Annotated in this window: 19 protein-coding genes; 6 read left to right on the plus strand and 13 right to left on the minus strand. The window is 60.8% G+C overall.

Going from position 1 to position 19,361, the window contains the following annotated elements; all coding sequences use genetic code 11:
* From ACNQPL_RS25130 to ACNQPL_RS25140, 3 genes are all read right to left on the minus strand, one after another.
* Positions 1 to 753 (minus strand): SDR family NAD(P)-dependent oxidoreductase, encoded by a 753-nt coding sequence (locus ACNQPL_RS25130; RefSeq protein ID WP_416468196.1) that lies wholly within the window; start codon positions 751 to 753, stop codon positions 1 to 3.
* On the minus strand, positions 750 to 1,172 hold the full coding sequence (locus tag ACNQPL_RS25135; RefSeq protein WP_416468197.1) for a nuclear transport factor 2 family protein: 423 nt from the start codon (positions 1,170 to 1,172) through the stop codon (positions 750 to 752). The genes ACNQPL_RS25130 and ACNQPL_RS25135 overlap by 4 nt, the downstream gene beginning before the upstream one ends.
* A 69-nt stretch (positions 1,173 to 1,241) precedes the next feature.
* Positions 1,242 to 2,165: a LysR family transcriptional regulator gene (locus tag ACNQPL_RS25140; RefSeq protein ID WP_346612412.1), complete on the minus strand. Its 924-nt coding sequence runs from the start codon at positions 2,163 to 2,165 to the stop codon at positions 1,242 to 1,244.
* 114 nt (positions 2,166 to 2,279) lie between these two features.
* On the opposite strand from ACNQPL_RS25140, the gene ACNQPL_RS25145 reads away from it, so the two are divergent.
* A complete protein-coding gene (locus ACNQPL_RS25145) occupies positions 2,280 to 3,476 on the plus strand; it encodes an MFS transporter (RefSeq protein WP_416468198.1) in 1,197 nt (398 codons plus the stop codon).
* A 138-nt stretch (positions 3,477 to 3,614) separates the two neighbouring features.
* Here the strand turns inward: ACNQPL_RS25145 and ACNQPL_RS25150 are convergent, their stop codons facing one another.
* Both ACNQPL_RS25150 and ACNQPL_RS25155 read right to left on the minus strand, forming a co-directional pair.
* Positions 3,615 to 4,646, minus strand: coding sequence for a methionine synthase (locus ACNQPL_RS25150; protein ID WP_416468199.1), 1,032 nt, complete (start codon positions 4,644 to 4,646; stop codon positions 3,615 to 3,617).
* Positions 4,647 to 4,671: 25 nt separating this feature from the next.
* A complete protein-coding gene (locus tag ACNQPL_RS25155) occupies positions 4,672 to 5,658 on the minus strand; it encodes a DUF1852 domain-containing protein (RefSeq protein ID WP_416468200.1) in 987 nt (328 codons plus the stop codon).
* Between the two features lie 249 nt (positions 5,659 to 5,907).
* Here ACNQPL_RS25155 and solA point away from each other — a divergent pair, with 249 nt between their 5' ends.
* Positions 5,908 to 7,083: an N-methyl-L-tryptophan oxidase gene (gene solA / locus ACNQPL_RS25160; RefSeq protein ID WP_416468201.1), complete on the plus strand. Its 1,176-nt coding sequence runs from the start codon at positions 5,908 to 5,910 to the stop codon at positions 7,081 to 7,083.
* Positions 7,080 to 7,859 carry a MetQ/NlpA family ABC transporter substrate-binding protein gene (locus tag ACNQPL_RS25165; protein WP_346612417.1) on the plus strand — a complete coding sequence of 260 codons (780 nt, stop codon included), beginning with the start codon at positions 7,080 to 7,082 and terminating at the stop codon, positions 7,857 to 7,859. Before solA ends, ACNQPL_RS25165 begins: the two co-directional genes overlap by 4 nt.
* Before the next feature lie 102 nt (positions 7,860 to 7,961).
* Here ACNQPL_RS25165 and ACNQPL_RS25170 read toward each other — a convergent pair whose 3' ends face one another.
* From ACNQPL_RS25170 to ACNQPL_RS25185, 4 genes are all read right to left on the minus strand, one after another.
* Positions 7,962 to 8,348 carry a nuclear transport factor 2 family protein gene (locus ACNQPL_RS25170; RefSeq protein ID WP_346612418.1) on the minus strand — a complete coding sequence of 129 codons (387 nt, stop codon included), beginning with the start codon at positions 8,346 to 8,348 and terminating at the stop codon, positions 7,962 to 7,964.
* Positions 8,349 to 8,414: 66 nt separating this feature from the next.
* On the minus strand, positions 8,415 to 9,518 hold the full coding sequence (locus ACNQPL_RS25175; RefSeq protein ID WP_346612419.1) for an alkene reductase: 1,104 nt from the start codon (positions 9,516 to 9,518) through the stop codon (positions 8,415 to 8,417).
* A gap of 54 nt (positions 9,519 to 9,572) precedes the next feature.
* Positions 9,573 to 10,151, minus strand: a complete 579-nt coding sequence (locus tag ACNQPL_RS25180) for a TetR/AcrR family transcriptional regulator (RefSeq protein ID WP_346612420.1) — start codon at positions 10,149 to 10,151, stop codon at positions 9,573 to 9,575.
* A 59-nt stretch (positions 10,152 to 10,210) separates the two neighbouring features.
* Positions 10,211 to 11,107 (minus strand): LysR substrate-binding domain-containing protein, encoded by an 897-nt coding sequence (locus tag ACNQPL_RS25185; protein ID WP_416468202.1) that lies wholly within the window; start codon positions 11,105 to 11,107, stop codon positions 10,211 to 10,213.
* 179 nt (positions 11,108 to 11,286) lie between these two features.
* Here ACNQPL_RS25185 and ACNQPL_RS25190 point away from each other — a divergent pair, with 179 nt between their 5' ends.
* On the plus strand, positions 11,287 to 12,297 hold the full coding sequence (locus ACNQPL_RS25190; protein ID WP_416468203.1) for a zinc-dependent alcohol dehydrogenase family protein: 1,011 nt from the start codon (positions 11,287 to 11,289) through the stop codon (positions 12,295 to 12,297).
* Between the two features lie 34 nt (positions 12,298 to 12,331).
* Here ACNQPL_RS25190 and ACNQPL_RS25195 read toward each other — a convergent pair whose 3' ends face one another.
* The 4 genes from ACNQPL_RS25195 to ACNQPL_RS25210 all read right to left on the minus strand — a co-directional run bounded on the left by ACNQPL_RS25195 (position 12,332) and on the right by ACNQPL_RS25210 (position 16,509).
* Positions 12,332 to 13,069 (minus strand): SDR family oxidoreductase, encoded by a 738-nt coding sequence (locus tag ACNQPL_RS25195; RefSeq protein ID WP_346612423.1) that lies wholly within the window; start codon positions 13,067 to 13,069, stop codon positions 12,332 to 12,334.
* A gap of 211 nt (positions 13,070 to 13,280) precedes the next feature.
* The gene (locus ACNQPL_RS25200) at positions 13,281 to 13,808 is read right to left on the minus strand and encodes a phenolic acid decarboxylase (RefSeq protein ID WP_346612424.1); all 528 of its coding nucleotides are present in this window, start codon (positions 13,806 to 13,808) and stop codon (positions 13,281 to 13,283) included.
* Positions 13,809 to 14,320: 512 nt separating this feature from the next.
* Positions 14,321 to 15,904, minus strand: coding sequence for a rhodanese-related sulfurtransferase (locus ACNQPL_RS25205; RefSeq protein ID WP_416468204.1), 1,584 nt, complete (start codon positions 15,902 to 15,904; stop codon positions 14,321 to 14,323).
* Positions 15,901 to 16,509 carry a cysteine dioxygenase gene (locus tag ACNQPL_RS25210; protein WP_416468205.1) on the minus strand — a complete coding sequence of 203 codons (609 nt, stop codon included), beginning with the start codon at positions 16,507 to 16,509 and terminating at the stop codon, positions 15,901 to 15,903. Before ACNQPL_RS25210 ends, ACNQPL_RS25205 begins: the two co-directional genes overlap by 4 nt.
* Before the next feature lie 298 nt (positions 16,510 to 16,807).
* Between ACNQPL_RS25210 and ACNQPL_RS25215 the strand changes: the two genes are divergently transcribed.
* Together ACNQPL_RS25215 and ACNQPL_RS25220 are read left to right on the plus strand one after the other, a co-directional pair.
* Entirely contained in the window at positions 16,808 to 17,761 is a 954-nt protein-coding gene (locus ACNQPL_RS25215) for an ABC transporter substrate-binding protein (RefSeq protein ID WP_279929026.1), read from the plus strand.
* 10 nt (positions 17,762 to 17,771) lie between these two features.
* A complete protein-coding gene (locus ACNQPL_RS25220; RefSeq protein WP_346612428.1) occupies positions 17,772 to 19,091 on the plus strand; it encodes an LLM class flavin-dependent oxidoreductase in 1,320 nt (439 codons plus the stop codon).
* Positions 19,092 to 19,361 lie beyond the last annotated feature (270 nt).

The raw sequence follows: 19,361 nt of genomic DNA on the forward strand, positions 1-19,361 counted from the left end.
CTATTCCTGCTGCTTGCGTGCCAGGCGCTGGCCTAGCTTCAGTCGCCAGCGCACCGGCAGCGCGCCGAGCAGGCGCAGCACCTGGGTGAAAACACCGGGGAAGTTGATTTCCAGCGGGCGTCGCGGCAGCCGCGCAGCGATGTGCGCAGCGGCGCGTTCGGCGCTCCACAACTGGGGCATGGGGAAGTCGTTGCGACGGGTCAGCGGTGTGTCGACGAAGCCGGGGCTGACCAGGGTGACGTCGATGCCCTCGTTGATCAGGTCAATGCGCAGTGACTCGATCAGGTAGCGCACGGCCGCCTTGGACGCGCCGTAAGCCCCGGCACGGGGCAGTGCCAGCCACGACACCGAGCTGCCCACCACCACCAGGTGCGGCCGCTGGCCACGGCGCAGCAACGGCAAGGCAGCGTGCAGGCAGTGGCTGAGGCCGACCAGGTTGGTACGGACCACACGCTCGACCAGTAGCGGGTCAAACTGGCCAGGTTCAAGGTATTCGCAGGTGCCGGCGTTGAGGATCACCAGGTCCAGCGCGCCCCAGTTCTGCTCGATCTGTGCGGCCATTTGTGCGACCTGCGGCGGGTCATCGATATCGCCGATTGCCAGCAAGGTCTGCTGCCCAAACTGCGCGGCCAACGGCGCCAGGCTGTCAGCCCGCCGAGCGCCAAGCGCAACCTGGTGGCCTTGTTCCAGCAGGCACTTCGCCAATGCTGCGCCAATGCCGCTGCTGGCACCGGTCAGCCAGCAGCGGCTCATGCCAGCCTGCCCTTGAGCCAACGGACCGCGCCGCCCAGCACCGGCACATGCTCATAAAGCAGTGCGCCTGCGTCGAAGTAGTCTTGATGAAAGTGCACGCGTTCATGCCAGCGCAGGTGGCTGCAGCCTTGCAGGCTGACCCGTTGCCCGCCATTCAGGCGCGGGTGGCGAAACTGCAAGGTCCAGCGAATGTAGCCGTGGCCTGGCGCCACCTCATCGGTGCCTTCGAAGGTGTAGTGGACCTCCTGGATATTGCCGTAGAGCTCGGCAAAGTAGGCGCGCAGGGCAGGGAGGCCGCTGATGTGATGCAGCGGGTCGCGAAAGCTGATGTCGTCGCTGTACAAGTCACCCAGCTGGTCGAGGGTGTGCGCATCGAGCCGGGCAAAGCGTTCGGCGAAGGTTTGCAGGTAGCTGGGCATGCTCGAGCCTGTACAAAAAAGTTTTCTTGTACAGGTATAGATCAGCCCTTCGCATAAAGCTATACAGAGTTAGATTTTTGTACAATTTTGCATCGCGTGCGCACAAATGGCATCGACCAATGCCCGCACTTTGGGCTGTGATTGCCGGCTTTTGGGCCATGCGATGTTGATCGGCAAGCCGTCAGTGGTGAGTTCAGGCAGGATCTGCACCAACGTGCCTGCGTCGAGGTGCTCCTGCACCAGCCACGTGGGCAACTGAGCCACGCCCAGCCCGGCCAGCACCAACGCCAGTTGCCCTTCTGCGTTGCCAATGGCGATGCGCCCGGGGACGATGCGCTGCTCACTGTCACTGGCATGGCCACCGGGAAAGTGCAGCGGGTATACGCCGCCGTCGGTCTTGCCATAGAGCACGCAGCCATGTGCATGCAGGTCCTGTTCAGTTTCAGGTACTCCACGCCGCTGCAGGTAGCCTGGCGATGCGCAAAAGATGTGCTGCTGAACACCCAGCAATCGACGCTCCATACCTTGGGGCCAGGTGTCGGGCCCGCCGATGCGCACCAGGATGTCGATGCCATTTTCCAGGGGGTCGACAAAGCGGTCGGTGAGCGTGATGTGTGGCATCAGCAGCTCATGCTGGGCGATGAAGTCGATGAGCAGGGGGAGCACCCGCAATTTGCCGTAAGACGCCGGCAGGTCGATTCGCACCCGGCCGCATGGCTCTGTCTGGGGGCTGTGCATGGCCATCTCGGCCTCGTCCAGGCTGGCCACGACCTCTTTACAGGTGCGGTAGTAATCGAGCCCCGCATCGGTCAGGGCCAAGCGGCGGGTGCTGCGTTCGAACAGCTTGATGTTCAAACGCTCCTCAAGCCGCGCCACGCTCTTGCTGACCGCCGAGGTGGTCAAGCTCAGGCGGTCGGCGGCTGCGGTGAAGCTGCCGGCTTCTGCCACGCAGATGAAAACCGCAATACCTTTCAAGCGTTGTTCGCTCAGCACCGATCGCCCCCATTGTGGAATAGATTTCCACTATATCGTTGCCTAATTGCCAAAGCTGATCTTTTTTTTCCACTATACCCTTCGCTCCACCTTTTCCTGTTGGAGTACCTGTAGATGCATGCCACCACGGCGCCCCTTTCCGCGGCAGCAGATGCCCGCGCGGGCAGCAGCATCCTGATTCTCACCCTCGCTGCCTTCGCTGTGCTGACCACAGAGTTCATCATCCTCGGCATCTTGCCTGGGCTCGCGCGTGACCTGGGCATTACCGTTGCGCACGCAGGCCAATTGGTCACCGTATTCGCGTTTACTGTGATGCTGGTGGGGCCGTTCCTCACCGCGGCAATTTCCCATTGGGACCGCAAGAAGGTGTTCCTGGGTGTGCTGCTCATCTTCGCCGCCTCCAATGCCCTGTCGGCAGTCGCTACGGACTTCTGGACCATGGCGATCTCGCGCATCCTGGCAGCAGCGACACTGCCGGTGTTCTGGGGCACCGCCAGCGAGTCGGCAGGGCAATTGGCAGGCAAAGGTAATGAGGGCAAGGCGGTTGCGCGGGTTTACCTGGGCATCACGGCGGCGTTCGTATTTGGCATCCCTTCAGGCACGCTGGCGGCGGATGCGCTCGGCTGGCGGGGTACGTTCTGGCTTATTTCCGGCGTCTGCCTGGTGATAGCGCTGCTGATGTGGGTGCGCCTGCCGACACTCCCAGAAGCCCCCAAACGCGCCGTCGGCGAGCGTCAGACCGTCATATTGAAAGACCCGAAATTTCTCCTGCACATCGCCCTTTCGGTGGTGGTGTTCACGGCCATGTTCAGCGCTTACACCTACCTGGCCGATATCCTCGAGCGGCTGGCCCATGTGCCCAGCGCGCAGGTGGGCTGGTGGCTGATGGGCTTTGGCGTAGTGGGCATGATCGGCAATGCCATTGGCGGGCGGCTGGTTGACCGCAGCCCACTCGGTGCAACCATCCTGTTGCTGAGCGTGCTGGGGGCCGGTATGGCTGCCGCGGCCCCTGCAGTCGATACCTTGTGGTTGCTGATCGTGGCCTTGGCCGCGTGGGGCATTGCCTACACCGCGTTGTTCCCGGTTTGCCAGGTGCGGGTGATGATCGCCGGCTCGAAAGCGCAAGCGTTGGCCGGCACGCTGAACGTATCGGCTGCCAACGGCGGTATCGGCTTGGGGGCTATGATTGGCGGTGCGACGATTCAGCAGTTGGGGTTGGCTGCGCTGGGCTGGGTGGGCGCATTGATTGCAGCGCTGGCGGTGGGCTTGGCCCTGCTGCTTATGGCGCGCACAACGAAGGATTGCGTGTAGGAGCTGGCTTGCCTGCGATCGGCTGCGAAGCAGTCGTAAAACCGGTATCCGCGTTGTACCAGGCAGGGCGCGGATACAGAATTTACGACTGCTGCGCAGCCGATCGCAGGCAAGCCAGCTCCTACACAAACGCGTGGGTTAATGCATCGAAAGTTCCTGGCGCACGATGGCTGCGCCGGCGCTCAAGGCACTCAGCTTGCCTCTGGCAACCTCGCGGGGCAGGGGGGCCATGCCACAGTTGGTGCAAGGGTAGAGTTTGTCGGCGTCTACGAATTGGAGTGCTTTGCGCAGGGTGTTGGCGACTTCCTCGGGTGTTTCGACGGTATGATTCGCCACGTCGATGGCGCCCACCATCACTTTTTTGCCGCGGATAAGTTCAATCAGGTCCATAGGCACATGCGAGTTGTGGCATTCCAGCGAGATGATATCGATGCTGGACTTCTGCAGTTTAGGGAACGCTTGCTCGTATTGACGCCACTCGGCCCCCAGGGTCTTTTTCCAGTCGGTGTTGGCTTTGATGCCATAGCCGTAGCAGATATGCACGGCCGTTTCACACTTGAGGCCCTCGATGGCCCTTTCCAGGGTGGCCACTCCCCAATCATTCACCTCGTCAAAGAACACATTGAACGCTGGCTCATCGAACTGAATGATGTCGACACCGGCAGCCTCCAGCTCCCTGGCTTCCTGGTTGAGAATCCTGGCGAACTCCCAGGCCAGCTTCTCGCGGTTTTTGTAGTGGTTGTCATACAGCGTGTCGATCATGGTCATGGGGCCTGGCAGCGCCCATTTTATGGGTTGCCCGGTTTGCTGGCGCAAGAACCTGGCATCTTCCACAAATACCGGTTTTTGACGTTCAACAGCACCCACTACCGTTGGCACGCTCGCATCGTAGCGGTCACGGATCCTGACCGTTTCACGCTTCTCGAAATCCACGCCGCTGAGGTGCTCGATGAAGGTCGTCACAAAGTGTTGGCGCGTTTGCTCGCCATCGCTGACGATATCAATGCCTGCGTGTTGCTGTTCCTGCAGCGATAAGCGCAGGGCATCCTGTTTGCCTTCGACCAATGCCTGGTCTTGCAATTTCCAGGGTGACCAGAGTGTTTCGGGTTGGGCGAGCCAAGAGGGTTTCGGCAGACTGCCGGCAGTCGATGTGGGCAACAGCTTTTTCATGACGCAAACCTTGTTTTCAAATGGGTCAGGAGTTGTAGTTGGCGGACCATTGTTCAAGCACCGCCTGGTGCGGTTTGATGAAGTGCTCCTCGACAAAGCGCCCCTGCTCAATGGCCAGCCGGCTACGTTCCTCTCGGTCGTAAACAATGCGAGTCAGCGAATAATCCTCATGCTGCAGGCTAGGGTGGTAGGTTTTGCCTGCCACAGAATTCGCGTTGTAAATTTCGGGCCGGTAGATTTTCTGGAACGTATCCATTGTGCTGATGGTGCTGATCAGCTCAAGGTTGGTGTAGTCAGCGAGCAAGTCGCCGTGGTGATAGAACGCCAACGGTGCAACGCTGTTCGGCGGCATGAAGTAACGCACCTTCAGCCCCATTTTTGCGAAGTATTCATCGGTCAGCGAATAGTCATCCTGCTGATATTCATGGCCCAACACAGGGTGCTGATTTTCAGTGCGATGGTAGGTCTTGCTGCTCGAAACACTCAGGCAGATGACCGGTGCCTTGTCGAACTGGTCTTTATACGTACTTGAGTTCACGAAGCGCTTGAACAGCTTGCCATGCAGCTCGCCGAAATGATCAGGCGTGCTGAACCCCGGCTGGTTCTTATTATGCTCCAGCAGCAATACGCTGAAATCGTAATCCCGCACATAGGAAGAGAAGTTATTGCCGACCATGCCTGCCATACGCTCGCCGGTCGTTCGATCGAAAATCTGTGTGTTGAGGATTTCAATCAAGGGCAGGCCAGCCTCGGGGCGGTCGTTATCCACCGACATCGCGACGGAAATAATTTCAAGTTTCACCGTGTAGCGATCACCTTTGGGGTTGTCCCAGTGCGCCAAGGCGTTGAAACGGTTGTCAATCATGGTCAAGGTGTTGCGCAAGTTCTGCTGGCGCCTGGCGCCCCTTGCCAAGTTGGCGAAGTTGGTCGTGATGCGCGTGCTGTCGGCGGGTTTATAGTGCTCGTCGAAGCGAATGCGCTTGATGGAAAACGTGAAGTCTGTGTGTGCCATGATCAGGTGTTCCACTCAAGTTTTTGCTAAGCCTTAAATTAAGGCGCATCTTAGGTAGTGGGGCGAACGGGGGGAACTGAATTGATTTCACAGCGGCTTTAGTCATATTCATGATGCACGCAACATTACAAGCAGAAAATGAGCGTATGCTTGCGCTCTGCGCGCCTGGGCATAACCTTATACCTTTTAATTCTTTGTCTCCTGCGAGCACCTGCTTTCAACTAGCGCCTTTTTGAGTGAGCGCTGTCCGTGGAGCACTGTGAAGTAGTCGTCATCGGTCTGGGTGCAATGGGCGCCGCTACCACTTATCAATTGGCCAAGGCGGGTGTTGATGTGGTGGGTATCGACCGCTTCCAGCCCCCGCATACCTTTGGCTCGAGCCACGGTGACACGCGGATTACCCGGCTGTCCGTGGGGGAGGGCGCGCAGTACGTACCCATCGTGAAAAGGGCCCAGCAAATCTGGCGCGAGCTGGAAGCGCTGACCGGCGAGTCGTTGTTCGATCAATCTGGCTTGCTCGCGCTGACATCCAGCCCCGACTTCGACCCCGACGACAAAACCGACTTCACTTTGCGCACCATAGGCCTGGCCCAGACCTACGGGATCGAACACCAAGTGCTCGACGCCGAGCAGATTCGCCAGCGCTTCCCGCAATTTGCCAACGTGCGCGACGACGCGATCGGCTACTTCGAGCCCGGGGGCGGTTTCGTACGCCCCGAGCGCTGCATCGAGGTGCAATTGCGCCTGGCTGCGCAGCACGGTGCGACCCTGCATACGGGAGAAACGGTTACCCGGATCAGCTCGGATGAACAGGGCGTCACGGTCACCACCGATCGGCGCACAGTGAAGGCCGGCAAGCTGGTGTTCAGCGCGGGTAATTGGGCGGGCGGGTTGTTGGGTGAGCCCTTTGACCGGCTGCTCAGTGTCTACCGGCAGAAACTCTTCTGGTTCGAGCTCGAAGCCGGCGCTGGCCTGGAGGGCGCGTCGCCCACGTTCATCCTCACCCATGGGCGCGGGGACGACAAAATCAATTACGGGTTCCCCGCGCAACCCGGCGAGGGCAGCCTCAAGATTGCGACCGCGCAATATCACACGGCCTCGCAGCCCGACCTGCTGGACCGCAGCGTGTCTGCAGCCGAAGCGCGCGACATGTACCAGCAGCAAGTGCAAGGCCGTATTGCCGGGGTCACCGCCAAGGTCCTCAAGTCGGCCGTCTGTGCCTACACCGTCACCCCGGACCGCCACTTCATCATCGACCAGCACCCCACACTCAAGCACACCCTGGTGGTGTCCGCCTGCTCTGGCCACGGCTTCAAGCACTCGGCTGCCCTGGGCGAAGCCTTTGCGCAGTGGTGCACACGTGGTACCAGCGACCTCGACCTGTCCTCATTCACCCTTGAACGATTCGAAGGAAAACACCTGTGAAGCGCATTGCACTTTCCCTTGCCCTGCTGGCCGCCTCCCTTGGCGTGGCACAAGCCGAAACGCTCAAGATCGCCGTGGTGCCCGTGCCCCATGCCGAGATCCTGGAGTTCCTCAAACCTGAACTGGCCAAGCAAGGCGTGGAACTGGACGTGAAGGTGTTCACCGACTATATCCAGCCCGACCGCCAGGTTGACGAAGGGCGGCTGGATGCCAACTACTTCCAGAGCAAGCCTTACTACGAGGCCTACAAAAAAGACCGGCCGAGCAGCGACCAGGTGCCGGTCGTGGCCGTTCACATCGAGCCGTTCGGCGCCTACTCAAGCAAGGTCAAATCGGTGGCAGAGCTGAAGGACGGCGCCACCGTCGCCATTCCCAACGACCCCACCAACTCTGGCCGCGCATTGCTGCTGATCGCCAAGCAGGGGCTGATCACGCTCAAGGACCCCAGCAACATCATGGCGACCGCCGCCGACATCACCAGCAACCCGAAGCACCTCAAGTTCAAGGAGCTGGAAGCGGCCATGCTGCCGCGCGTGCTGGGCCAGGTGGACATGGCACTGATCAACGCCAACTACGCGCTGGAGGCCAAGCTGGTGCCGCACAAGGACGCGCTGTTCATCGAAAGTTCGGAGTCGCCTTACGCCAACTACCTGTACGTGCGCAGGGACAAAGCCAACGACCCGGCAGTGCAGAAGCTGGGTGCGTTGTTGAACTCGCCACAGGTCAAGCAGTTCATTCTTGAGCGCTATCACGGCGATGTGGTGCCGGCGTTCTGACCCATTGCACTGCCATCGCACATCAAGCCTTCACGAGCCAGGCCCGTGAAGGCTTGCGCAGTTCTGATGGGGATCCCGCTCAGTTTCTGAAAACAGCGCAGGTCAGGGCGCGATGTGGGTGTGGTAGATCTTGCTGACCACAGTCCACCGACCCTCGACTTTCAATAAATTGAAAAAGTCAGTGAAGCAGAAACCGGAGATGTCGTTGGTATCGATACGCGCGCTTGCGGCAGTGCCGACGATATCGATATTGACGATGACGCCCTGGGCCTCGGGCGAGGGGTGAAAAGGCGGGTGGTCGATGGTATCGAACAGGACCTGAATCGGCCCGCCAACAAGCTTGGCGTCAGCATCGACGCCAAATAGGGTGGCCTGCTCACTGAACGCCGGTTTCATGATGCTGCTCTTGGCCTGCTTGCCGCCTTCGTTGTACTGGTTGAGTACTTCGACGATGGCGTTGTATTCCTGCACGTAGGTGGGTTTGTTCATGGTGTTGTTCCTTTGATGAAAAAGCGGTTACACGTGGAGAGGATGAGCGCCTCGGCGCTCGCGGATTCAGTAATTGCCATTCGGCCAGTCGGTGTACCCCTTGGCGCCACCACCGTAGTAGCTCTCTCGTGCAGCGACCGTCAGCGCCGCACCCTGGCGCAAGCGTTGAACCAGGTCGGGATTGGAGATGAACAGGCGGCCGAAGGCCACGGCGTCGATCTTTTTTTGAGCGCGCCGCTCGATGGCCATTTCCAGGTCGTAGTTGTTGTTACCGATATAGGGCCCTGCGAAAAGGCCGCTGAGGGCATCCATGTCAACGTCCGCCGGGACTTCGCGGCTGGTCGCCGTGGCGCCTTCGACGAAATGCATGTAAGCCAGATTGAGCGCGTCAAGTTCGGGCACCAGGTAACCGAACAGGCCCATGACGTTGCTGTCGGGTGGTGTGTTGCCAGCGTCCGGCGTTACCGGCGAAAGTCGGATTCCAACCCGGTCACTCCCCCAGATCTCAATTACCGCGCGGGTGACTTCAAGTGTCAGGCGCGCCCGGTTTTCGATCGACCCACCGTAGTGGTCGGTACGCTGATTGGTGGAATCACGCAGGAACTGGTCGAGCAGGTAGCTGTTGGCAGAATGGACCTCCACGCCGTCGAACCCTGCGAGCTTGGCGTTGCGCGCGGCAGTACGGTATTGCTCGACGATCCCGGGGATCTCGTCGGTAGCCAGGGCGCGCGGTGTGGACACCGGCACGAAACCATCGGCCGTATAGGTATTGCCCTCGGCCTTGATCGCCGAAGGGGCTACCGGTGCCTGACCGTCAGGTTGCAGTTCGACGCTGGAGAAGCGGCCGACATGCCACAGCTGCAATACGATCTTGCCGCCTTCGGCATGCACAGCGTCGGTGACTTTCTTCCAGCCAGCGGTCTGTTCTGCGCTCCAGATGCCTGGCGTGGCAGCATAGCCACGGCCCTGGGCGCTGATATTGGTCGCTTCGGCGATGATCAGGCCGGCTGAGGCGCGCTGAGCGTAGTAGGTAGCGTGCAGTTCATTGGGGATACCATCCTCGGCATAACGGCTGCGAGTGACAGGTGCCATGACGATACGGTTGGCGAGTTCGATAGCGCCCATGCGGGTGGGTTCGAACAGGTCGGTACGGGTGCTGTTGTCAGTCATGAGAGATTCCATTAAGTAGACCAGTCGTCTAGTTTTCGGGTAAAAAAAAGCCGCTCAACCGAGCAGGCTTTTAGTCATGGTCAAAGCCGATTGGAAGGGTTGGGCAGAGCGGTTCACTTTTGCCATCAATGACGCGCCCAACCAGAGTTGATAAAGCGATTCGGCCAGCGCTTCGCGGTCATTGGTAACGATGCTGCCATCGTTGATACCGCGTTCGATGCTATCGCTGATCAACCTGATGATGCGGGAAGTGCCTTGATCCAGCACCTGACGCATCACTTCAGAAAGATCACAGACTTCAGCGCCGAGCTTGACTACCAGGCATTTGTTATCGACGGCGTCGTCATGCTGGGTTTCACTCCAGTATTGAAAATACTTCAGTAGGCTTTGCGCGCCGGTAGGCTGCTGCCTGAGAATCGGCTCGATACGGGACAGATACTCTGCGAAGTACACGTCGAGCAATGCTTGGCCGAATTCTTCCTTGGACTTGAAATAATGGTAGAACGAGCCCTTGGGTACACCGGCAGTGCTCAACACCTCGTTGAGGCCGACAGCTGTGTAGCCTTTGTGGGTCATAAGTGCCCTGGCAACATCAAGGATGTGCTCACGCATTTCAATCGCTGGTTTCTTCATAGTGGGTACAGCCTAACCCAGATTAGACCAGTCGTCTAGTATGCCTCCTGGCGTTCCGACTAAGCCTCTAGCCAATGCCCATAGAGTTTGGGAAATTCGTCGCGCACCCAGCTAACGAAGGCCTCTACCTGTGGAGCCAGGTGCGAGCGGCTAGGGTACAGCACTGATACGGGCCTGGGCCGTGGACGAAAGGCTCGCAACACCTCAACCAGTGACCCGTCGGCCAGGAACCGGTCCAGCGTTATGCCTGGGGCCTGTAATATGCCGAAGCCTGCGATGCCACACTGGACATACGCATTGGACTCGTTGACGGTGATGCCCTGGCGACTGACATAAGATTGCTCGCGACCGCCGTCCATGAATTGCCAGGCCAGTGGGCGTTGGCTCTGCCCGGAGAGAAAGGTCACGCCACGGTGCGCGCTCAATGCCTCCAAGGTTTCCGGCTCACCATGTTCGCTCAGATATCGCGGAGCCGCGCAGGTGACCATGGTCGCCATACCGATGCGAGAGGCCACCAGGCTTGAACTGGGTAATTGCCCGATTCGCAGCGCGCAGTCTACGCCTTCTGCAACCAGGTCGACGGTCCTGTCGGTGACCCCAAGCGCCAACTCGATTCCAGGGTAGAGGGTTGAGAACCCTCGCAGGCTCTCTATGAGCCCCGGCTGGGAAAAAGCGGTGGGGATGTCCACCCGCAATCGACCCCGCAGGCTCGAACCTGCCGACGAGAACATCGCCGTGGCATCCGCCAGCTCTCCAAGGATCTTTTTCGTGCGCTGGTAAAATTGTTCTCCTTCCGAGGTGAGCCTGACGGTGCGGGTGGTGCGCTGGAACAGCCTCACCCCAAGCGAAAGTTCCAACTCCTGGATCGCCCGCGTGACTTGCGGGCGGCCAATCTGCAGCGCGTCTGCCGCTCGGGTAAAACTGCCAAGTTCCGCCACTCGGGTGAACACTTGCATGGACTGGAGCAATTCCATAGCGCCCTCTGACGTTGAGTATTTGTTGCCGGTTCAGTGCAGGTGCACAGTTTGATTGTTGCATTTCAAAATAACAATCCTGTGCCTGGCTGGGCATTTATCGGGCGCCGTTGCTTGGGGAAAATGTCGCCATTGGGTTACACATACACTGGAGACAGGCAATGAAAGCATGGCTTTTGCACGATTTCGGACTCGATAATCTGGCACTCGGCGAAACACCTACCCCCTCTCCCAAGGCAGGTGAATTGCTGGTCAAGATCGGCGCCGTTTCGCTCAATTATCGCGATAAGGCCATCGTCGATGGCTTTTACGAACCTCATTTGGTACCGAAACCACTGATACCGGTCAGCGATGCCGCGGGCACTGTGGTTGCCGTGGGTGAAGGCGTCAGCCGATTCAAGGTGGGCGACCGCGTCAACTCGCACCTTTACTCACGCTGGATTGACGGCGAGCCGGGGCCGGATGAACCTGCCTACTGCTTCGGCATGCCACTGCCAGGCGGCTTGGCCGAATTCATGATCATTCATGAACAAAGCGCTGTACGTGCGCCACACGACATGTCCGACGAAGAAGCCTCGACGCTCCCGATTGCAGCGCTGACGGCATGGTATTCGCTGGTGGACTACGGCCAGATCCAACCCGGCCAGACGGTGCTGGTGCAAGGCACCGGAGGGGTATCGATATTTGCTGTGCAGTTGGCGACCGCACTTGGCGCCCAGGTGATCGTAACCTCCAGCAGCGATGCCAATCTGCAGGCGGTGAAAAAGCTCGGTGCAGTGGCGGGCGTCAACTATCGGACCTTCCCGAACTGGCAAGATGAAGTTCTGAAGCTCACCGACGGCAAAGGTGTCGACTTGCTTCTTGATGTGGCTGGAGGGGAGGGTTTGAACCAGTCCATCCTGGCAACCAAAGCCGCTGGCAAGATCGCTCAGATCGGCTTTCTCACCGGCCAGACCACCTCGCTCAGCCTCATGCCGCTTATCTTCCGCCAAACCACGCTTCGTGGCATAGCCGTGGCGCCTCGTTCTTCGTTTGATCGCATGAACGAATTCCTCAATGAGCACCGCATTCGCCCGGTCATAGAGCAGACCTACGCGTTCAGCGACGCGCGCAAGGCCTTCGAACACCTGGCCCGAGGCGCCTTTGGCAAAGTAGTCATCAAAGTCGCCTGAGGCGTTTGACCAGGCCTCGGATCGCAAGTACCACTCAGAATGGACTTGCGGTCGGGCGCACGATCAGTTCGCTGACATCCACATCCGCAGGTTGCTCAACCGCATAGGCAATCGCCCGGGCAATGGCCGAAGCAGGGATCGAGATCTTGCGGAACTCGCGCATCTCTGCACGCCCGCCTTCATCGGAAATGCTTTCGGCCAGCTCGGACTCGGTAACGCCTGGTGCAATGACGGTGACTCGGATATCGCCACCCACCTCTTGGCGCAAACCCTCTGAAATGGCCCGTACGGCATATTTGGTGGCGCAGTACACCGCAGCGGTCGGGCTCACAGCGTAGGCCCCGATCGAGGCGATATTGATAATCTGGCCGGCGCGCTGTTGTTGCATCAGCGGCAGCGTTGCGGCAATGCCGTGCAGCACGCCGCGAATGTTGACATCGATCATCCGGTTCCACTCATCGACCTTGAGCGCTTCGAGCTTGGAAAGGGGCATGACGCCGGCGTTGTTGATCAGAACGTCGACCCGGCCATGCAGTTCGACAGCGAAGTCGATGAAGGACTGCATGTTCTCCAGGCGGGTGACATCCAGCGCCAGTACATCAGCGATACCGCCGGCTGCCCGGATCTCCGTGGCGAGAGCTTGCAGGCGATCGGTGCGGCGGGCACCCAGAACAACGCGAGCGCCTTGGCTGGCAAGCAGGCGGGCTGTTGCTTCGCCGATACCACTACTGGCGCCCGTGATCACGATGACTTTTTGTTCGATACCGTGCATTTTCCCACTCCTGTTTCTGGCTGTAAGAGGCCCCGCCGATAAGCAGGTGAAACAAGAGTAAGGCGCCTGGGTTGGGCTGCGTTATGCGATTCCTGCTGCGGGTATGCACGATCCTGCAGGAGCGGCATGCGCCGAACGCTGCCGCGCTCCTGGATTTGAAATGTGGCCATCCCCGAACCTGTCAACAACCGGACTCAGTCAAAGTTGGCGTTCAATTTGTTTGATCGAGAAAGCCACTTGGCAGTTGCCCGGGTGCAGCATTGATCACCTGATCATTGTCAGCGCCGCGTTGTTCCATAAATGTTATTTTGGCGAATTCGCTGATGATGACATACGGGTACGCGGGGCCCTCGTCTCGGAATCGGTTCATGTCTTCTATAAAGTCATTCTGGTAGCAGATCGTTTTTTCCGGGTGTTGCCCCTCTCCGGCAATCCACTGGGGGAAGAAAATCGTGCCGTGGAGTCGGCGTTGTGCGATGTCGAACAAGAGGCTCACACAGGTGCCGGTCGGCTCATGCCAGTCAACCTTGAACAGACCCGGGCCGATTTGTACCAGGCTCATCGTTTGATGCGTTACCCAACGGCCGCCCACCAGCCCCTGATGGATGCGGTAGTCACAGGTATGCGCATTACGTGCGTACCATTCATACTTCCAGCCGTTGGCGTACGTGTAGATGAAGTGAGTCCCAATGAAAGATGACAGATCCTGAGCCGGCTCGATATCAGTGATATTCTGCATGGAGGTTCCTCTTTCCATAGACTGCGCAGCGTTGTCTGAGCGGATGTTAGAGGGAACTATGAACTGGGTAAGTTCATGATTAAGCCCATCTTCTTGAGCACGAAGGTTCAGGCTAGCAGCGCGATCTTGCCTTCGCCAGTCGCCGCCGAGGCGCGAAGGGCTGGCGGATCCGTAAGGCAAGCACTTCAAACTGAGGGATGGGATTGACTGCAACGCAGCGGAGCTACCTGTCGTGATGGGCCGCTATCGACCCATGGCGGGCACCTTCCCAAAGTGCTCTGTAGTCATTACCGGCCTCATCGCCGGCAAGCCGGCTCCCACAGAGATATCACCAGTCTTCGGACCAGCGCAGAGATATAACCAGTCTCCAGGCCTGCGCAGTACCCGTGGGAGCCGGGCTTGCCGGCGATGGGCCGCGAAGCGGCCCCGGCCTTTGGAAGTCAGCCATGACCGATGGCTGTCGTTCACAATGGGTTGTTACCGACCCAAAACAGCCTGTCGCTCGTTCAGGTTCAGAGCACCTTGAACCCATGGGTGCCATCGCGCTCGAGTTGCGCAACCAGGCCAAACTCCCAGTCCAGATACCCCTGCATCGCCTCGCGGGGGTTGTCCGTACCTTCGTACGGGCGCCGGTAGCGATCGCTGCGTGGTACGGCAAGCTGCGTTTCGCCGGTTTCCAGCGGTAGCCCGGCAGCGATCCATCGCGCGGTGCCGCCTTCGAGCAGGTAAACGGGTGTGCGGGTGAGGGCTTGCAGGTCGCGTGCGGCGAAGCGCGCCAGCAGGCTGCTGCCGCACGTCAGTACATAGCGGCTGGCTTGTGGCAAACGCTCCAGGGTTTCGGCCAGCTGGGCGCGGATCGCCCAGTGGGCACCCGGGATATGGCGCTTGACGTAGTTGGCGCTGGTGGTGAAGTCCAGCAGCACCGTGCCGTCTTGCTGCAGCCAGCTGGCCAGTTGCTCGACACCGATCTCGTTGGCGGCGGGCAGTGCGGGCAGGGGCGGCTGCCATTCGCCGGTGGCGGTGAAATCTGCCTCGGACAAACCGTCGAGCACGGCTACCTGCCAGCCCATCTGCGCCAACCATGAAGCACTCATGTTGGCGCGTACGCCGTCGTCATCCACGAGCACGATGCGCGCCCCGCGAACGCTGGCCACGTGGTCGGTTTCCTGCACCAGCTGGCCGCCCGGCACCGAGCGGCTGCCAGGCAGGTGGCCGGCGTTGTACTCCTCGGGCGTGCGCACGTCGAACAGGTAGGTGGTGCGGGTGGGGTCGGCCTGCCAGTCGCGCAGCCCAGCACGCTCCAGGCGCAGCACACCGCTGCGGTCAGCGACTGCTCGCGCCTGGCGCGCAGCGTTGGCGCGGGTAGCGGCGCTGACTTCGGCGAAGCGGCGGTCCTGGCCATGGGCCAGCTGTTGGCCGGCAAGGGTCCAACCAATGGTGCCATTGCGCAGGGCGGCGACCGGGTTGGGAATGCCGGCGTTGACCAATGACTGAGTGCCGATGATGCTGCGGGTGCGCCCTGCGCAGTTGACGATCACCTGGGTGGCCGGGTCCGGTGCCAACTCGGCTACGCGCAACACCAGCTCGGCACCGGGCACGCTGACACCACCGGGGATGCTCATGGTCTGGTATTCGTCGAAGCGGCGGGTATCGAGTACCACCACATCGGCCTTTTCATCCAACAGCGCCTGGACCTGCTCGGCAGCAAGCGATGGCGTATGGCGCACGCTTTCCACCAGTTCGCCAAAGGCCTTGCTCGGCACATTGACGTCACGGAACAATTCGCCACCCGCGGCGCGCCAGCCGGCCAGGCCGCCGTCAAGCACAGCGACGTCGCGGTAGCCCAGCGCCAGCAAGCGCTGCGCCGCCACTTCGGCGAGGCCTTCGCCGTTGTCGTAGACAGTGATGGCGGTGTCACGCCGTGGCACCCGAGCGAAAACCTCCAGCTCAAGTTTGGACAGCGCAATGTTGGCGGCGAACAAGGGATGGTCCTGGGCGAACGGGTCTTCTTCGCGCACGTCGATCAGGGCCAGTTCCTCCCTGGCCAGCAGGGCGCGGCGGATGTCGTGGTATCGGCGGGTGGTGACGGAGCTCATGGGGCAAGGTTCTCTTTGGACAGGTCCCAGATGTTGGGCAGGCGGGTATTGGAGTAGCCGGAAACAAACGGTTTTTCGCTGCCGTCCTCGGCATAGACTGCGCGCTGGACTGCGCCGATGTTGCCGCCATAGACGTGGATGCTGATCGACACCTGGTCGTCAAAGGCGTTGCTGACCTGATGGATGTCGCCGATGCGCGGCGACACCGCTTCCACCTGGCCCGGCTCCAGGCGCACTGCCGTGCCGCGAGGCAGCAGCGTACCCTGGGCGTCGCGCTCCAGGCCTTGGGCCAGTTCCGCGCCGCGCAGCATGCCGATCAGGCCCCACACCCGGTGGTCATGTACCGGCGTCTGCTGCCCAGGGCCCCAGACGAAGCTCACCACCGAGAAGCGCTGGCGTGAGTCGCAATGCAGCAAGTACTGCTGATAGCGCTGCGGGTCGGGCTGGGCGAGGTCGTCCGGCAGCCAGTCGTCATGCGAGACCAGCTCGGCCAGCAGTTGCTGGCCGCGGTCGAGCAGGGCGGCTTCGTCGGGCTGCTGGTCGAGCAGCGCGGCGAGGCGGTCGATGAAATGGCGCAAGCGCTCCGGGCGCAGGTTCTGGGTCATGGTTCAGGCTCGGCTTTCGGGTTCCGGTCAACCCTAGCAAATCCTCTTTCTATTCTCAAAATGCAAAATAATCATAAGCTAATATGCAAATAATGCATTTACAGCTGCGCTATTCTGTTTTCCAATTGCCGTCGCCAAAGGCATGAGGTTATGCCTAATGCGCATTTCACAGGCTCGAAAATACACTTTAGTTTATAACCAACGCTCTATTAATGCCTTTTGGCTATAGATAAACCCTGGACGAGACCGCACGCGCGGATCGGCTCATCTGCCCCTCAAGGGGCATCTGGAGACGAACGTGCGCTATATGAAACACCTGGCTGCCACGCTGCTGGCCACTACCTTCAGCCTTGCCGCCGCAGCCCAGACGCTGGTGGTCGGTGACCAGAGCTACAACGCCCGCGCCGTCATGGAAGCGGCCGGGGTGCTCGACAACTTGCCTTACACCCTGGAATGGAAGCAGTTCACCGCCGGCTCGCCGGTGGCCGAGGCGCTCAACGTCGGCAGCCTCGACATCGGCCTGCTGGGCGACGCGCCGCCGCTGTTTCTCGGCGCCCTGGGCGCGCCGATCAAGGTGATCGCGGTCAGCCGGCAGAACCTCGAAGGCGTGGCCATCCTGGCGCGCAAGGATTCACCCATCCACAGCCTGCAGGACCTGCGTGGCAAACGCGCAGCGATCTGGAAGGGTTCGTGGAGCCAGCAGTTGCTGTTCAGCGCCCTGGACAAGGCAGGTGTGCCCCGCGATGCCCTGGAGCTGCGCTACCTCAGCGCGCTGGATGCCTCCCACGCCCTGGACGGCGGCTCGGTGGATGTCATCGCCACCTGGGAACCTTACGTCACCCAGCAGGAGCGCCAGGGCGCGCGCGTGCTGGCCACCGCCGAGGGGGTCATCCCGGCGCAGAGCTTCGTGGTGGCCAACAGCAAGGCGGTGGAGCAAAAGCGGGCGCAGATCGCCGACTTTCTGCAGCGCCTGAAAAAGGCCCGTGACTGGACCCTGAACGACCCGGCCAATACCGAGGCCTATGCCGATGCCTGGGCCCAGCGAACCCGTGCCGACCGCGATATCGCCCGCACCTGGTTCGCCCGTGCGCGCACCGACCTGGCACCGCTGAGCCCGCAGGTCATCGCCGATGCGCAGAAGACCGTGGACTTTTTCGCCGGGCTTGGCCTTATCAAGCCCTACCCGGCGGCGGACCTGTTCGACACCTCGTTCGGCGCGGCCTTCCAGGCCCCCGCCGTCAGCAGCCAGTGAAGGGATCCCCATGAGCAAACGACAGATCAAACTCGGTGCCCTGACCATGGGCTGCGGCGGCCCTGGCCGGCATAACCTGTGGCTCGACCCCGAGCTGCCTGCCGACGCCAGCGTCAACATCGACTGGTACATCGACATCGCCCGCACGGCCGAAGCGGCGTTGTTCGACCTGATGTTCATCGTGGACAGCCAGTTCATTACCCCAGGCTCGCCCTCGCACTACCTCAACCGTCTGGAGCCTTTGACCCTGCTCTCGGCCTTGGCGGTCAGCACCCGCCACCTCGGCCTGGTCGGCACCCTCACCACTTCCTACAACGCGCCGTTCAACGTCGCCCGCCGGCTCGCCTCGCTGGACCTGATCAGCAAGGGCCGCGCCGGTTGGAACGTGGTCACCAGTGGTGATGCCGGCACCGCCGGCAACTACGGGCTGGACGAGCACTACGACTACGACACCCGCTACGCCCGGGCGCAGGAGCATGTGCAAGTGGTACAAGGGCTGTGGCATTCGTACGAAGACGACGCCTTTCCCCGGGATCGTGCCAGCGGTCGCTTTCTCGACCCGTCGAAGTTGCATGCACTGAATCACCAGGGCGAGCACTTTGCAGTGGTTGGCCCGCTGAACATCCAGCGCTCGCCGCAGGGCCAGCCGGTGATCTTCCAGGCGGGCGATTCCGAGCAGGGCCGCGACCTGGGCGCCGCCACTGCCGACGTGGTGTTCACCCATGCCGCCAGCATCGAGCAGGGGCAGGCGTTCTACCGGGACATCAAGGGCCGTGCCGTACGCCTGGGGCGTGACCCGGAGCAGTTGCTGGTGTTGCCGGGGGCGGAGATTTACGTTGGCGACACGGACGACCATGCCCGAGAGATCGAGCGTCACTACCACCAGGCTGACCACAGCTTTGAACTGGCGTTGAAAGAGTTCGGGCGCAATTTCGGCTGGCATGACTTCAGCCGCTATGACCTGGATGCGCCGTTCCCGCAGGAAAGCCTGGAATACGCCCGCAGCAGCTTCTTCACCAACGCCAAGCGCATTGCCGACCAGGCAAGGGACAAGGGCTTCAGCCTGCGCCAGGCCGTGGAGTTCGGCCGCCAGTTGCGGCCGGGGGCGTTCGTGGGTTCGGCACACACCGTGGCGGCGAAGATGGCCGAATGGTTCGAGGCGCGGGCGCTGGACGGCTTCAACATCTACATTGGCCACCCGGGGCAGTTTCGCCGGTTCACCGAGGAGGTAGTGCCATTGCTGCAGGAGCGTGGGGTATACCGCACCGCTTATGAGGGCACTACCCTGCGCGAGAGCCTCGGCTTGCCGATACCGCGCTTCACCCGCTAGATCGCCGGATCGTTGGTGGAACAGATACCGCGTCAGCGTCCAAAGGGAGCGGCCGCTTTCGACCCATGGCGGACATCCTAAGGCCGGGGCCGCTTCGCGGCCCATCGCCGGCAAGCCCGGCTCCCACAGGTACTGCACAGGCCCCCGGAGGCTGGTGATATCTCTGTGGGAGCCGGCTTGCCGGCGATGAGGCCGGTACTGACTACAGGGCGTTGGCACGGTGTCCGCCATGGGGCGTTTGCGGTCATTTACGACCGGCAGCTGTCGACC

It is taken from the genome of Pseudomonas sp. LFS044 (assembly GCF_047978245.1).
Taxonomy (GTDB): Bacteria; Pseudomonadota; Gammaproteobacteria; order Pseudomonadales; family Pseudomonadaceae; genus Aquipseudomonas.